Source organism: Mesorhizobium sp. M0800 (assembly GCF_040320095.1).
Taxonomy (GTDB): Bacteria; Pseudomonadota; Alphaproteobacteria; order Rhizobiales; family Rhizobiaceae; genus Mesorhizobium.
In genome coordinates, this window is the sequence record NZ_JAMYOZ010000002.1 from 275043 (window position 1) to 290598 (window position 15556).

The 15556-nt window shown below is 62.9% G+C and carries 11 protein-coding genes; 10 read left to right on the forward strand and 1 reads right to left on the reverse strand.

All coding sequences use genetic code 11. From position 1 onward, the window contains the following. Positions 1-1034: 1034 nt before the first annotated feature. Positions 1035-2222 carry a TMEM43 family protein gene (locus NKI18_RS03780; RefSeq protein ID WP_352633620.1) on the forward strand — a complete coding sequence of 396 codons (1188 nt, stop codon included), beginning with the start codon at positions 1035-1037 and terminating at the stop codon, positions 2220-2222. A gap of 75 nt (positions 2223-2297) precedes the next feature. Here NKI18_RS03780 and NKI18_RS03785 read toward each other — a convergent pair whose 3' ends face one another. Further along, positions 2298-3329 (reverse strand): histone deacetylase family protein, encoded by a 1032-nt coding sequence (locus NKI18_RS03785; protein WP_352621714.1) that lies wholly within the window; start codon positions 3327-3329, stop codon positions 2298-2300. 141 nt (positions 3330-3470) lie between these two features. Between NKI18_RS03785 and NKI18_RS03790 the strand changes: the two genes are divergently transcribed. From NKI18_RS03790 to NKI18_RS03830, 9 genes are all read left to right on the forward strand, one after another. Beyond that, on the forward strand, positions 3471-5174 hold the full coding sequence (locus NKI18_RS03790; RefSeq protein ID WP_352621715.1) for an amidohydrolase: 1704 nt from the start codon (positions 3471-3473) through the stop codon (positions 5172-5174). Between the two features lie 102 nt (positions 5175-5276). Then, the gene (locus tag NKI18_RS03795) at positions 5277-6371 is read left to right on the forward strand and encodes an ABC transporter ATP-binding protein (protein ID WP_352621716.1); all 1095 of its coding nucleotides are present in this window, start codon (positions 5277-5279) and stop codon (positions 6369-6371) included. Then, on the forward strand, positions 6371-7300 hold the full coding sequence (locus tag NKI18_RS03800; RefSeq protein WP_352621717.1) for an ABC transporter permease: 930 nt from the start codon (positions 6371-6373) through the stop codon (positions 7298-7300). The genes NKI18_RS03795 and NKI18_RS03800 overlap by 1 nt, the downstream gene beginning before the upstream one ends. Beyond that, positions 7293-8105, forward strand: coding sequence for an ABC transporter permease (locus NKI18_RS03805; protein WP_352621718.1), 813 nt, complete (start codon positions 7293-7295; stop codon positions 8103-8105). Before NKI18_RS03800 ends, NKI18_RS03805 begins: the two co-directional genes overlap by 8 nt. 27 nt (positions 8106-8132) lie before the next feature. After that, the gene (locus NKI18_RS03810) at positions 8133-9161 is read left to right on the forward strand and encodes an extracellular solute-binding protein (RefSeq protein WP_352568095.1); all 1029 of its coding nucleotides are present in this window, start codon (positions 8133-8135) and stop codon (positions 9159-9161) included. Positions 9162-9223: 62 nt separating this feature from the next. Beyond that, entirely contained in the window at positions 9224-10420 is a 1197-nt protein-coding gene (locus NKI18_RS03815; RefSeq protein WP_352621719.1) for a serine hydrolase domain-containing protein, read from the forward strand. 28 nt (positions 10421-10448) lie between these two features. Further along, positions 10449-11630 carry a serine hydrolase domain-containing protein gene (locus NKI18_RS03820; RefSeq protein WP_352621721.1) on the forward strand — a complete coding sequence of 394 codons (1182 nt, stop codon included), beginning with the start codon at positions 10449-10451 and terminating at the stop codon, positions 11628-11630. Positions 11631-11749: 119 nt separating this feature from the next. Then, positions 11750-14062: a Tex family protein gene (locus NKI18_RS03825; protein WP_352621723.1), complete on the forward strand. Its 2313-nt coding sequence runs from the start codon at positions 11750-11752 to the stop codon at positions 14060-14062. A gap of 242 nt (positions 14063-14304) precedes the next feature. Beyond that, positions 14305-15510 carry an acyl-CoA dehydrogenase gene (locus tag NKI18_RS03830; RefSeq protein WP_352621725.1) on the forward strand — a complete coding sequence of 402 codons (1206 nt, stop codon included), beginning with the start codon at positions 14305-14307 and terminating at the stop codon, positions 15508-15510. Positions 15511-15556: the final 46 nt, after the last annotated feature.

The following is a 15556-nucleotide window of genomic DNA, read 5'->3' on the forward strand; positions in this document are numbered from 1 at the left end:
CATGGTCCAACAACAGGATAGCGATCGCGGAGCCGGTCAGCGCACGCCACTGCGTGCGCCGATTCAGATGCTGGCATGAAGGTAATTCGGCCCTTCAGGCTCCACAGCTCGGACTTGATCAAACTGCGGTCCGTACGTAGGAAAATTGCCAGAAGGAAATTACCGAGGGACTGAAATGAAAGCGCGAGCTCTCAAGGTGATGTCGATTGCCATTCTCATAGTGGCTATACCTCACGTATTTTTTAGACCGCTTGCGAGCATGAGCGGCCTGGCTTTAATACAAATATTTACATGTGCTATTTTGTACACATATCTTATGTTGAACATACTTGGTGACAAATTGTATGAAAAGAACGTAGTATTGTATGTTATCGCTTGTCTAATAACTACATTTTACCCATATGAGAACGTATTTTTGATAGCCGGCAGCATATATGGATTTATTGTCCTATTTATTTTTCCTATATCTCTCCTTTTTATACTGAGATCCGTCCGAATCGAACTACGATGATGGTGCACTTGCTGCCCAACCGACAGGCTCTGTGTTCGGATTGATCGCATGCCTCGCCTTGCCCGCATTGTCGTTCGCCGTCTGCCGCACCACGTCACGCAACGGGGTTACGGGCGCACCAAGGTGTTTTCGCGTACGAAGACTAAGCACTCTGCAAGAGCCTGCTGGTGGAGCATTGCCCACTAGCCGATCTGATTCCGGAATAGTTGCGGACCATCAAGCTTTGGTGATTGCCGCGCCCCCCCAGGAACGGCTGATTCGGCTACAATCCAACTGCAGACGAATCTGACATCAACGCGATTTGACGGAAACGAATTCAATGAATTGGCGGTGAGCGATGGGCTTTACGGCCGCGAAACCGGGTCGGATCGCAACTGTGCCGTATCGGCGGCTCGCCGATTGCGATAAGCTCCCGGTGCCGAGACGGATGGGCGTCCGCCCCGGTTTGGGGTGACGCCGGTTGCTTGCCACTGCGCGGCAGAGCGCGGATTTCGCGAGACTGGTTTCGGGGGATGGGGGAATAATGAGCGATTCATTTCAGGAAGTGACGTCCGTCTCGTGGTTCGGGCGGATCAAACGCGCGCTCGCCGGGGTCGTCTTCGGGCTGCTCCTGATCGTGCTGATGGTGATCGGCCTGTTCTGGAACGAGGGCCGGGCCGTGCAGACGGCGCGCTCGCTGGCCGAGGGATCGGGCGCGGTGGTCTCGGTCGGCGCCGACAGCGTCGATGCCGCCAATGACGGCAAGCTCGTCCATGTCACCGGGGCGGTGACGGCGAGCAGCGGCCTTGCCGATCCGGACTTCGGTATTTCGGCGCAGGGGTTGCGGCTGTCGCGCGGCGCCGAGATGTACCAGTGGAAAGAAGAGGAGAAATCCGAGACGACGAAGAAGCTGGGCGGCGGCGAGGAGACGGTGACGACCTACAGCTATTCGAAGGTGTGGGACGACAGCCAGATCAATTCGTCGGAGTTCAAGAAGCCGGACGGCCACGAGAATCCGCCGATGGAGATCCACAGCAAACAATTCCAGATTCCGGACGGCAAGCTCGGTGCTTTCACGCTCGACCGGCCCGTGCTGGACCTGATCGGCGGCGACAAGACGTTCTCACTGTCTGCCGATCAGTCGGCCGCCATAGACGCCGCCTATACCGGCACCAAGCGGGTCAACATCGTCGACGGAAAAATCTATCTCGGTTTCAACACCACGTCGCCGGCGCTGGGCGACTACCGCATCGGCTACGAACTGGCGCCGCTCGGCGTGGTCAGCGTCGTCGCGCGCCAGACGGGGGGCGGCTTCGAGCCATACCAGACAATCGCCGGCGACCAGTTGCTGATGGTCGACACCGGCAATGTTCCGGCGGAAAAGATGTTCGCCGAAGCGGTCAGCGCGAACACGCTGATCACCTGGCTGCTGCGCGCCGCCGGCGTGCTGCTCCTGGCCATCGGCTTTGCCCTGCTGCTCGGGCCGATCGGCGTCATCCTCGACGTCATTCCTTTGCTCGGCAGCATGGCGCGGATGGGTACCGGCATCATCGCGTTCTTCCTGGCGATCCTGGTCGGGGCGACGACGATGGCCATCGCCTGGTTCTGGTACCGGCCGGTGCTGGCGGCGGGCATCCTGGCAGCGGGCGTCATCGCAGCGGCGGCGGTCTATTACCTCGGCCGCTCGCGCAGGCCGGCTCCGCCGGTTGCGGCGCCGAGCGCGGCCACATGATTTGCAGGCGCCGGCGGTTCTAGCGGTTCATCGTTTCACGGAAACGACGAACCGCCCTATTTCCTGGAATTGCTTCTAGCGGTCCTCGAAGCCGGTCAGCACGCCGACGGCGTTGATGCCGATCTCCTCGACGGCGTAGCCGCCTTCCATGACGAACAGCGTCGGCAGGCCGAGCCTGGCGATGCGGCGGCCGATCCTGGGATAGTCGGGGGTCTTCAGCTTGAACTGGCTGATCGGGTCCTTCTCGAAAGTGTCGACGCCGAGTGAAACCACGACGACGTCAGGAGCATAAGCCGAAAGCCTCGTGCAAGCGTCCTCGAGTGAGGCGTTCCACACGTCCCAGCCGGTGCCGAAGGGCATCGGGTAATTGTCGTTGAAGCCTTCGCCGTCGCCCTCGCCGCGTTCGTCGGCATGGCCGAGGAAGAAGGGATATTCGGTCATCGGATCGCCATGCAGGTTCAGCACCTGAACGTCACCGCGGCGATAGAATATCTCCTGGGTGCCGTTGCCGTGGTGATAGTCGACGTCGAGGATCGAAACGCGCCCGGCGCCATGGTCGCGGAACCATTGCGCGGCGACGGCGGCGTTGTTGATGAAGCAATAGCCGCCCATGAAAGCCGCCCCTGCATGGTGCCCTGGCGGGCGGCAGAGGGCGAAGGCGGAAGGCTCACCGGCCTTGACCAGCGCGGCGGCGGTCAGCGCGACGTCATAGGACGACTTGATCGCATCCCATGTGCCTTTGACGAACGTCGCGCCACCGTCGAAGGAGTAGAAGCCGAGCAGCGCATCGATGCCTTTCGGGCGCACGTCGCCGCGCAGTCCGCGCGTCGGCCAGGTGAAGGGAATGGCCGAACCGCTGCGGCCCGACGCTTCCCAGAGCGGCCATACGGTCGGCAGGAAATCGATGTAGTCGCTGGCATGCACCTTCCTGGCGGCGGCGAGGTCGTGGCTTTCCGGTGGCAGGATCGGACCGAGCTTTTCGCTCTCCACCCGCGCCCTGATGAACTCGGCGCGCGAGGGCTTTTCGAAAGCCGGCACGATGGCGCCGGCGATCAGTTCGACATTGCCGGCATGACCGGCATGGAGAGGCGAAAAAACAGTCTTCATGAAATCTTTCCGTGGTGAGACGCGGCGACCCTAACTGTCCTGCATGGCCCTTCACAAGGCGCTGGGCCAACCAGCCATGGCTTGCTGGCCCGGCAGCCGGTCGTCTAGCCTGCCGGCAGCGCAACCGAACCGCGGGTAATCATGAGTTCAAATGCCGACCTGATCGTCACCAATGCCCGTGTGCTGACCATGGACGAAGGCAATCCGACGGCCGAGGCGGTGGCGATAAAGGACGGCAACATCATGGCGGTTGGCGATCGCCGGACGATCGAGGCGCTGAAAGGGCCGGCCACGAAGATCATCGATGCGCAAGGCGGTTCGGTGGTGCCGGGCTTCATCGAAGCGCACATGCATCTTTTCGGCGGCGCGGCCGAACTGGACAATCTGCACCTTCAGGGCGTGCATGGCTTCGATGCGCTGAGCGACGCGATCCGCGCCTACGCTGCGGCACGGCCGAACGCCAAATTGCTGCTTGGAGCCGGGGTCGATTACACCATCCTTTCCAGGGAAGAACCGGTCACCCGCCATCATCTCGACCGCATTATCCCCGACCGGCCGTTCGCCATGTCTGCTTCCGATCACCACACGATGTGGGCCAACACCAAGGCGCTGGAACTGGCAGGCATCCTGCACGGCAAGCAACTCGGCCCCGGCAACGAGATCGTCATGGGCGCCGACGGCCTCGCGGCCGGCGAATTGCGCGAGGGCGAGGCGTTCGGGCCGATCCTCGAGCTTTCCGGGCAGAATCGCGTTCGGCTCGGCCTCGCGACAGGCGGTGAGCCCGAGCCGTACCCTTCCGCCGCTGAAATCGCGGCCGACCGTGCCCTGATGCATCGCGGGCTGGAATGGTGCGCCCGCCACGGCATCACCTCAATCCAGAACATGGACGGCAATCTCTACCAGCTCGAACTGCTTGCCGGGTTGGAGCAGGAAGGCCGGCTGCTCTGCCGCACCAAGATACCTTTTCATTTCAAGAACTTCATGACGCTCGACAGGCTGGAAAAGGCGTCGAGGATGGCTTCCGCCTACCGATCGGAATGGCTGTCGTCCGGCATGGTCAAGATGTTTTATGACGGCGTGCTGGAAGGCTGGACCGCGGTCATGGTCGACGACTATGCCGACCGGCCGGGCTGGCGCGGTGAGCCGCTGTTTACGCCGGAGCATCTCGCCGAGGTGGCGGTGGAGGCCGACCGGCGTGGGCTGCAGGTCGCCGTGCATTCGATCGGCGACGGCGCGGTGCGCGCGGTTCTGGACGGTTACGAGGCGGCGCAGCGGAAGAACGGCAAACGCGACAGCCGGCACCGGGTCGAGCACATCGAGGTCACCACTGCCGCCGACGTGCCGCGCTTCGCCGAACTCGGCGTCGTCGCCTCGATGCAGCCGCCGCACCCGCCCGGCGCCATGGACTTCCCGCTGGAGCCGACGCTCTCGCGCATCGGCCGCGAAAGATGGCCGCTCAGCTATGCCTGGCGGACGCTGAAGCAGGCGGGTGCGCATGTCGTCTTCGCTTCCGACTGGCCGGTGTCGCGGATCGAGCCGATCCTGGGCATTCAGGCGGCGATGCTGCGCAAACCTTGGGCAGACGGCGTTCCCGACCAGAGCTTCTCGCTGTTGGAAGCGCTTGCGGGCTATACAGTCGAAGGCGCTTATGCCGAATTCATGGAGCACCGCAAGGGCCGGCTGAAAACCGGCTATCTGGCCGATCTGGTGGTGCTGTCGGCCGATATCGAGACAACTGAACCGGGTTTGTTACACAAGGTGCATCCGGTGACTACCATCTGCGGCGGCAAGATCAGTCATCAGGTTGATGATGGGGCTGACGATGGCACGGAGCTTGCGTTCTGAACCGAGATTCAGATGCATGGTTGCCAAGCCGACCGGCATATGCTGACAATCGAATGGGAACTGGATCCGCCAACAAGAGCGGACATAACAATGGGGAAGTGCGTGCCGGATCAGCCGGGTAAGAGTGCAATCGAGGTCCGCGGCGTCCGCAAGGTGTTCGGTACCGGTGACGCACAAGTCGCCGCTCTCGACACGGTTTCGGTGTCGATCCGCGAGAATGAGTTCTTCACGCTGCTGGGGCCGTCGGGCTGCGGAAAGACGACGCTGCTGCGGCTGATCGCCGGCTTTGACTTCCCCAGCGAAGGCGAAATCCTGCTGCACGGCCACGACATCGCGCCGCTGCCGCCGTTCAAGCGGCCGGTCAACACCGTCTTCCAGTCCTATGCGCTGTTCCCGCACATGACGGTGGCCGAGAATATCGGCTTCGGGCTGGAGATGCTGGGCAAGCCGAAAGCCGAAATCAAGGCGCGCGTTGCCGAGATGCTGAAGCTGGTCAAGATGGAGGCGCTCAGCGGCCGCCGCACCAGCCAGATCTCCGGCGGCCAGCAGCAGCGCGTGGCACTGGCCCGCGCGCTGGCGCCGCAGCCAAAAGTGCTGTTGCTCGACGAGCCGTTGTCGGCGCTCGACTACAAGCTGCGCAAGGAGATGCAGATCGAACTGAAACGGCTGCAGCACCAGACCGGCATCACCTTCATCTTCGTCACCCACGACCAGGAGGAAGCGCTGACCATGTCGGACCGCATCGCCGTGATGTCGGCCGGCAAGATCCTGCAGGTCGGCACGCCCTGGGACATCTATGACAAGCCGGCCGAGCGCTTCGTCGCCGACTTCATCGGCGAAACCAATTTCCTGACCGCAGCCATCACCGACATCGGCAACGGCAAGGCTCGCGCGACCCTCAAATCCGGCGCAACGATCGACGCGACCGTGGCTGAAGGCTTCCAGCCGAAGGATAATGCTACCGTGGTGGTCAGGCCGGAACACGCCAAGCTGACCAGCGGCAAGGGCGACCTTTCGGGAACCATCGAAGACATCGTCTATTTCGGCACCGACACGCATATTCATGTCCAACTGGACAGCGGCGAAGCCTTCACCGTGCGCCAGCAGAACACGCGCAGCGCAGGCTGCGGTTTCGAGCGGGGCGACAAGGTCGGTGTCTCGATCGGCAACGACGCCGCGCAAGTGCTGAGGGATTGATGACGAGCGCGTTTTCCCAAGCTGCATTGTTTGAAGCAGAGGCGGAGAAGGCCAGCGCCAGGCGCCACCGCCTGCTTTCGTTGCCAGCTTTGATAATCATCGGCATTTTCGGCGTGCTGCCGCTTCTCATCATCGTCATCTATTCATTTCTTGCCGCAGCACCCTATGGCGGCGTGCAGTGGCAATTCTCGACCGACGCCTATCTGAACTTCCTGTTCCAGCGCGACATCTTCGACGACACGCTGCAGTTCACGCCGGATTTCCTGATCATCTATCTGCGCTCGTTCGTCTTCGCCGTGGTGACGACGGTCATCTGCCTGCTGCTCGGCTTTCCGACAGCCTATTTCATGGCCACGCGACCGCCGGCGCAGCGCAACTGGTGGGTGCTGCTGATCACCATCCCGTTCTGGTCGAACCTGCTGGTGCGCACTCTTGCCATCATGTTCATCATCCGCGACGAGGGCCTCATCAACAACGCACTGATGGCTCTGGGGGTGATCGAGAAACCGATCACCATGCTCTACACCAACTTCGCCATCCAGCTCGGCCTGTTATACTCGTTCCTGCCGTTCATGGTGCTGCCGCTCTATTCCAGCCTGGAGAAGCTGGATTTCCGGCTGGTCGAGGCCGCCTACGATCTCTATGCGACCCGTCGGCAGGTGCTATGGCGGGTGATCATCCCGCTGTCGCTGCCCGGCATCATCGCCGGCTGCCTGCTTGTGTTCATTCCGGCCCTCGGCGCCTATGTGACGCCGCTGATCCTCGGCGGCGGTATCCACCTGATGATCGGCGATCTCATCGCCCAGCAATTCGGCTCCGGGCGCAACTGGCCGCTCGGCTGCGCGCAGGCGCTGATCCTGATGGCAGCGGTGCTGGTGGCGCTCTACTTCTATGTCCGTAACACGTCGGGGAAGATGAGGCATGGCTGACCCCCGCAGCGCCGATATCAAGGACCAACCGGGCTTCCGCTCGATCGCCATGATCTGCCTCTGCGTGCTCTACGCGCCGATCCTGATCCTGATGATCTTCTCGCTGAACACCGGGTCTCTGGTCACGCGTTGGGAAGGCATCGGGCTCGGTTGGTATGGCAGTGCGCTGCTCAACCAGGAATTCCACAACGCCGCCAAGAACACGCTGATCATCTCTGTCACCGCCACGATCATTTCGACGATCGCCGCGACGCTGGCGGCGATCGGCATGACCCGGGTCAAGCCGTGGCGCGGGCTGTCGGCCGCCTTCATGGTCATCAACCTGCCGCTGATGGTTCCGGAGATCATCACGGCGGTGGCGACGCTCTCGTTCTTTGCGCTGATCGCGGGCACTCTCGGGCTCAATTTCGGTATCGGCAATCTGATCCTCGCCCACACCGTCTTTTGCATTCCTTTCGCCTATATGCCGATCCGGGCGCGTCTCGAGGACATGGATCTGACGCTCGAAGCTGCCGCGGCCGATCTCTATGCCACGCCCTGGCATGCTTTCCGGCGCATAACGCTGCCATTGCTGGTTCCCGGCATCCTGTCGGGTGGGGCGCTCGCCTTCATCGTCTCCTTCGACGATTTCACCATCACGCAGCTGGTCGCCGGCCCCGGGCAGACGACGCTGCCCCTCTACATCTGGAACCAGATCAGGCGGCCGATGACGCCGGAGATCAATGCCATCTCCACCATCCTGCTGCTGGTGTCGATCCTGTTCGTCTCGATATCGTTCCTGATCGCGCGCCGCCGCGCCAAGTGAGTCAATGGGAAGGCAAAGGAGACTGTGATGTCTAGGAAACTGATGGCTGCCGTTTCGACGGCAGCACTTTTATGGGCAGTACCTGCACTCGCCGATGGTGAGCTGCACATCTACAATTGGGGTGATTACACCAACCCCAAGCTGATCGAGAAATTCGAAAAACAATACAACGTCAAGGTGACGCTGGACGACTACGATTCCAACGAGACCATGCTGTCGAAGGTGCGCGCCGGCAATTCCGGCTACGACATCGTCGTCCCATCCGACTACACCGTGAAGATCATGATCGATGAGGGCCTGCTCGAAAAGACCGAGCCCAATGCGATGCCGAACGGCAAGAACCTCGACCCGCGCTTCGTCGACATCTACTGGGACAAAGGCCGTCACTACACCGTGCCGTGGCAGTTCGGCACCACCGCGTTCGAAGTCAACACCGACAAATACAAGGGCGACATCGACACGCTGGCAATCCTGTTCGACCCGCCGGACGAGTTGAAAGGCCAGATCAACATGCTCGACGATGTCAACACCGTGATGCACGCGGCCGAGCGCTATGCCGGCGTGCCGCGTTGCGGCGCCGACAAGGCCAATCTGAAGAAGGTCAACGACATTCTCATGGCCGCCAAGCCGTCATGGAAGACCTTCAGCTACGACACCATCACCAAGATCACCTCGGGCGATGTGATCGTCACGGAGGCGTGGAACGGCGCAACCTATCGTGCGCGCCAGAAAATTCCGGCGATCAAATACGCCTATCCCAAGGAAGGCATCGAAGGCTGGATGGACAATGTGGCCGTGCTGAAAGGCGCGAAGAACCTTGAAAATGCGAAGCTGTTTCAGGATTTCGTCATGGCCCCGGAAAACGCCGCGCTGATTTCGGAATTCGCCGGTTACGACAACGGCATTACCGGGAGCCACAAATTCCTGCCGCCGGACTTCGCCAGCGCGCCGGAAATCAATCCGCCGGCCGGTGCGCCGACTGCGGAATTCGTGCCACCTTGCCCACCGGAAGTGGTCGAGATCTACAACAAGATCTGGACCAATCTGCGCAAATAGGCTCGACGTGGGATCGATCGAAGGGAGGCTTCGGCCTCCCTTCTTTGCGACAAGGGGATTGGATGAAATCTTATCGCAACAGCGAACCGGCGCCGCCGATCATGCGGGATTCGCCGCCGCGGATGGTGCCGCCGAAGCTCGACTGGGACCGGCCGCCATGGAATCGTTGGGCGTTCCAGCATATTCGCGAAATCCTGCCGACGATCGAAATCTGGCGCGGCAATGGCCATCGCCACCGACTGGAGCGAGCTGAGGTCGATCTCGACGCGCTGCCGGTGAGCGACAGCATGGGGCAGCCGACGACGCTCGCCGGGCTGCTCGACGAGACCTATACCGACGGGTTTCTCGTGCTCAAGGACAGCAAGGTCGCCTATGAGCGCTACTTCAACGGCATGGCCGAGCGCACGCTGCATTTGTCGCAGTCAATGGCGAAGTCGGTCACGGGCTCGGTGTTCGGCATATTGGTCGGGCGCGGACTGATCGATCCGGCCTTGCCGGTGACGGCATATCTGCCGGAGCTGGAAGCGACAGGCTGGGCAGGCGCCAGCGTGCAGCATGTGCTCGACATGACGAGCGGCGTGCGCTTTTCCGAGGAATACGCCGATCCCTATTCCGACATCGGCCAGGTCGATGTCGCCAGCGGCTGGAAACCGGTGCCGCCGGACAGCGATCCAGCCTTCCGCTGGCCATCGCATATGTTTGAACTGATCCTCGGGCTCAAGGAAAAAATGCGGCCACACGGCGCCGCCTTCGAATACCGCTCGATCGAGACCGACGTGCTTGCCTTCATCATGGAGCGGGTGAGCGGCAAAAGGCTGGCGCAGCTGATTTCGGAAGAGCTCTGGCAAAAGCTCGGCGCCGATGAAAGCGCCTGCTTCACCGTCGACGGCGCCGGCTACGCCATCGCCGACGGTGGCTTCAACGCCACGCTGCGCGACTATGGCCGCTTCGGCCAGCTGATCCTCGACAATGGCGGCGAAATCGTGCCGGCCGACTGGATCGAGGCGACACGCAATGGCAGGCATGGGCCGGATTTCAGTCCCAGCCTGCCGGAAGGCAGCTACCGCAACCAGTTCTGGATCGAGGACCCGCGCTCGCGCGCGCTGATGTGCCGGGGCGTGTTCGGGCAGCTGATCCATATCGACTGGGATACGAAAATGGTCGTGGTGAAGCTTTCGAGCTATCCGGATTTCACCAACATCGGCTATTCGGTGGGGACGCTGAAGGCCGTGCATGCCATTGCCGCGGCGCTCGCCTGAACCTCAAAGAAAATCCGCAAGGACCACCATGGCCGGCAAGACCGCGTTCGAGACCAGATACGGCTTTCGCCGCAATGAGGTTCTGCTCGGCAACTGGCGGGAAAGCCCGTTCAGCCGGTGGTCGTTCCAGAATGTCGGCGAGCTGGTGCCGAGCGCTGCCGTGGCGGCACAGCCGGGCAGCAGCGAGGCGCCGGCGCAGGATTTCGGCGGGCTACTTGGCGAAAAGGTCGCTCTTGCAGGCGGCGCGGAGACTGTCGCAGCTTTTCTCAGGCGCTCCGATACCGACGCGCTGACGATCATGAAAGCCGGCGAATTCGTCGGCGACTGGTTCGCGCCGCATATGGAGTTTGGGGCGCGCCACATCGTCTTTTCGATCAGCAAGTCGCTGACCGCCATTGTTGCCGGCATATTGGAAGGCGAGGGGATTTTCGATCCGCAGGCACCGGTAAGCCGCTATCTGCCCGAAGCCGCCGGCTCGGCCTATGGCGATGCGCGTGTGCGGCACGTGCTCGACATGAGTGTCAGCCTCGATTTCGAAGAGGCCTATCTCGATCCGGAAAGCGCCTTCGCCCGCTATCGCCGCGCCATGCTGTGGAATCCGGGCGGGGGCACCGAGAGCCTGGCCACTTTCCTCATGACGCTGCAGGGTCTGGCCGAGCCGCATGGCCGGACGTTCCGCTACCGTTCGCCCAATTCCGACCTGCTCGGCATCCTGCTCGAACGTGCGTCTGGCCGGCGTTTCGCCGATCTGATGCGCGAAAAATTATGGGAGCCGCTCGGCGCCGTCGGCGATGCCTCGGTGACAGTCGACACGGAAGGAACGGCGCGCACCGCCGGCGGCATTTCGGTGACGCCGCGCGACCTTGCACGCGTCGGCGAGATGATGCGGCAAGGCGGCACGGCCAATGGCCGCCGCGTCGTGCCGGAAGCCTGGGTGCGCGACACGGCCGAAACCGGCGGTGACGCCGAGGCCTGGCGGCGCGGCACGATGGCGTTCCTGTTTCCGCGTGGCCGCTACCGCAACAAATGGTACCAGACGGGCGCGGCAAGCGGCGCCGTCTGCGGCATCGGCATCCACGGCCAGTGGCTTTACGTCAATCCGAAGGCCGAAATGGTAATCGCAAAGATGTCGTCGCAGCCGGTACCGGTCGACGATCCGCTCGATCTGGATATGATTTCTTTCTTCGAGGCGCTGAGCCGGATGGTCTGATCCATCCAGACAGCCCGACCTTTCCTGTGGACCTCTCGCCGGGTTGAAAATGGCGCAGTTGGCGCAGCAGTGCTCCGCGCCTATGGTCGCTGCTCGTTTCGACTAGCGACAGGTACGACATGGCAGCCGACATCAAGCGCATCGCAACCATCATAGCCGCCGAAATCGGCGCGCGGCCCGAACAGGCTGCGGCGGCGATCGGTTTGCTCGACGACGGCGCGACCGTGCCGTTCGTGGCGCGCTACCGCAAGGAGGTCACCGGCGGCCTCGACGACACGCAGCTGCGCAACCTTGCCGAGCGGCTGGCCTACCTGCGCGAACTCGACGCGCGCCGCGACACCATCCTTGGTTCGATCCGCGAGCAGGGCAAGCTGACCGAGGAGCTCGAGGCAAAGATCGCTGCGGCCGCTACCAAGGCCGAACTCGAAGACATCTACCTGCCTTACAAGCCGAAGCGCCGCACCAAGGCCGAGATCGCACGCGAGCGCGGGCTGGGCCCGCTGGCGGAAGCCATTCTCGCCGACCGTACGGTCGTACCCGCCGAGCTGGCGCTGGCCTACATCAGCGAAGACGTCGTCGATACCAAGGCGGCGCTCGAGGGTGCGCGCGACATCCTGTCCGAACAGTTCGCCGAGAATGCCGACCTGGTTGGCAAGTTGCGGACCTATATGAAGGAACGCGCCTTCCTGCGCTCGCGCGTCGTTGACGGCAAGCAGGAGGCCGGCGCGAAATTCTCCGACTATTTCGACCATGTCGAGCGCTGGGCCAACGTGCCGAGCCATCGCGCGCTGGCCATGTTGCGCGGCCGCAACGAGGAGGTTCTGTCGCTCGACATCGAGGTCGATGCCGACGATATCTCGCCGGTGAAGCCGGTCGAGCGGATGATCGCCGACGCCTACGCCATCGGCCGCCAGTTGCCGGGAGACCGCTGGCTGATGGAGGTCGCCGGCTGGACCTGGCGCATAAAGCTGTCGCTGCACCTGACGCTCGATCTGATGCGCGATCTGCGCGAGCGGGCCGAAGAAGAAGCCATCCATGTCTTCGCCCGCAATCTCAAGGATTTGCTGCTTGCCGCGCCTGCCGGCTCGCGGCCGACGATGGGGCTCGATCCGGGCATTCGCACCGGCGTCAAGGTGGCGGTGGTGGACGGCACCGGCAAGCTGCTGGCGACGACAACGGTCTATCCGTTCCCGCCGAAGAACGATGTCCGCGGCACGCAGGCCGAACTGGCCAAGCTCATCCGGCTGCACAAGGTCGAGCTGATCTCGATCGGCAACGGCACCGGCAGCCGCGAGACCGAAAGGCTGGTGGCCGACATGCTGGCTGACATGCCTGCCGGGTCCGGGCCGAAGCCGCTCAAGGTGATCGTCAGCGAGGCCGGCGCCTCTGTCTATTCCGCCTCGGCAACGGCGGCGGCGGAATTTCCCGGCCTCGACGTGTCGCTGCGCGGGGCGGTGTCGATCGCACGGCGCCTGCAGGATCCGCTCGCCGAACTGGTCAAGATCGAGCCCAAGTCGATCGGCGTCGGCCAGTACCAGCACGACGTCGATCAGTACCGCCTCGGCCGCTCGCTGGAAGCGGTGGTCGAGGATGCGGTCAACGCCGTCGGCGTCGATCTCAACACGGCGTCAGCGCCGCTTCTGGCGCGGGTTTCGGGTCTCGGCGCATCGCTGGCCGAGGCGATCGTTGCGCATCGCGATGCCTCCGGCCCGTTCGCCAGCCGCCGCGAACTGTTGAAGGTCTCCCGCCTTGGACCCCGCGCGTTCGAGCAATGCGCCGGCTTCCTGCGCATTCCAAACGGCAGCGAGCCGCTCGATGCGTCAGCGGTGCATCCGGAAGCCTATGGCGTGGCCAAGAAGATCGTCGCGGCCTGCGGGCGCGACGTCCGCTCGCTGATGGGCGACAGCGCCGCACTCAAGGCGCTCGATCCGCGCGTCTTCGTCGATGAGCGCTTCGGCCTGCCGACGGTGCGCGATATCCTGGCGGAGCTGGAAAAGCCCGGCCGCGATCCGCGCCCCGGCTTCAAGACCGCGACCTTCGCCGACGGCATCGACGACATCAAGGACCTGAAGCCCGGCATGCAGCTTGAAGGCACTGTCACCAATGTCGCCGCCTTCGGCGCCTTCGTCGATATCGGCGTGCACCAGGACGGACTGGTGCACGTCTCGCAACTGGCCGATCGGTTCATCAAGGACGCGCATGAGGTGGTCAAGGCCGGCGACGTGGTCAAGGTGCGTGTCGTCGACGTCGATATCAAGCGCAAGCGCATCGGTCTGTCGATGCGCAAGGATGGCGACGGTGGCGCACCGAAGCCGCGCGACAATGGCAGCAGGCCGGTGCCGCGCGCGCCCGCGCCCCAACGCCAGCCGGAGCGGCCGGTGCAGCAGGGCGCGTTCGGCGCCGCTTTGGCCGATGCGTTGAAGCGGAAGTAATTTCGCGAGCCGGGCTGCGCCGCCAGGTCAGACGGCGGCGCTCGACATTGATGATCCATCACCAATGCTCATGGATCGGCGAAGCTATTTCGTTTGATTTTTTCAGGACGGGAGCCGATAAGCCGCGCGTTTCAAGATTTCTGTTTCGATGCATGTCGTTATCCCCAAGCTGCCGAACACCCTCGGGTCAGGCCCGCGGGCAAGCTTTGGGCGACATGCATGAGTTTGGGAGACCGAGAGCCATGGCCGCCGACAAGAACGCATTCGTCTGGGATGATCCTTTCCTGATCGAGGCCCAGCTTTCGGAAGACGAGCGCATGGTGCGCGATGGCGCCGCGGCGTTTGCCGCCGACAAGCTCGCTCCGAAGATCGAGGAAGCCTATCTCGAGGAAAAGACCGACGCCGGGATCTTCCGCGAAATGGGCGAGGCCGGTCTGCTCGGCATCACCATCCCCGAGGAATATGGCGGGCTCGGCGCCAACTACGTCACCTACGGGCTGGTCGCGCGGGAAGTGGAGCGGATCGACTCGGGCTATCGCTCAATGATGAGCGTGCAGTCGTCGCTGGTAATGTATCCGATCCACGCCTATGGCTCGGAAGAACAGCGCAAGAAATACCTGCCGAAGCTGGCGTCGGGCGAATGGATCGGCTGCTTTGGTCTGACCGAACCTGACGCCGGTTCCGACCCGGGCGGCATGAAGACGCGGGCCGAGAAGACTGCGAACGGCTACAGGATCTCCGGCTCGAAGATGTGGATTTCCAATGCGCCGATCGCCGACGTGTTCGTCGTCTGGGCAAAGTTGTCCGACGAAAGTGGGCGCGCGCATGACAACCAGATTCGCGGCTTTGTCCTGGAAAAGGGCATGAACGGGCTGTCGGCGCCGAAGATCGGTGGCAAGCTGTCGCTGCGAGCCTCGATCACCGGCGAAGTGGTGATGGAAGGCGTCGAGGTAGGCGACGACGCGCTGCTGCCCAACGTCTCGGGTCTCAAAGGGCCGTTTGGCTGCCTCAACCGGGCACGCTACGGCATTTCCTGGGGCGCCATGGGCGCGGCCGAGGATTGCTGGCACCGCGCCCGCCAATATGGCCTCGACCGTAAGCAGTTCGGCAAGCCGCTGGCCGGCACGCAGCTTTTCCAGAAGAAGCTCGCCGACATGCAGACCGAGATCGCGCTCGGCCTGCAGGGCAGCCTGCGCGTCGGGCGGCTGATGGATGAAGGCAAGATGGCGCCGGAGATGATCTCGCTCGTCAAGCGCAACAATTGCGGCAAGGCGCTCGACATCGCCCGCCAGGCCCGCGACATGCATGGCGGCAATGGCATCCAGATCGGCTACCACGTCATGCGCCACGCCCAGAACCTGGAAACCGTCAACACCTATGAGGGCACGCATGATGTGCATGCGCTGATCCTCGGACGGGCGCAGACCGGGTTGCAGGCGTTCTTTTAGCATTGGCAGGTGTCCTCCGCTGCCAGGGCGCCACTGCTTGGCATCT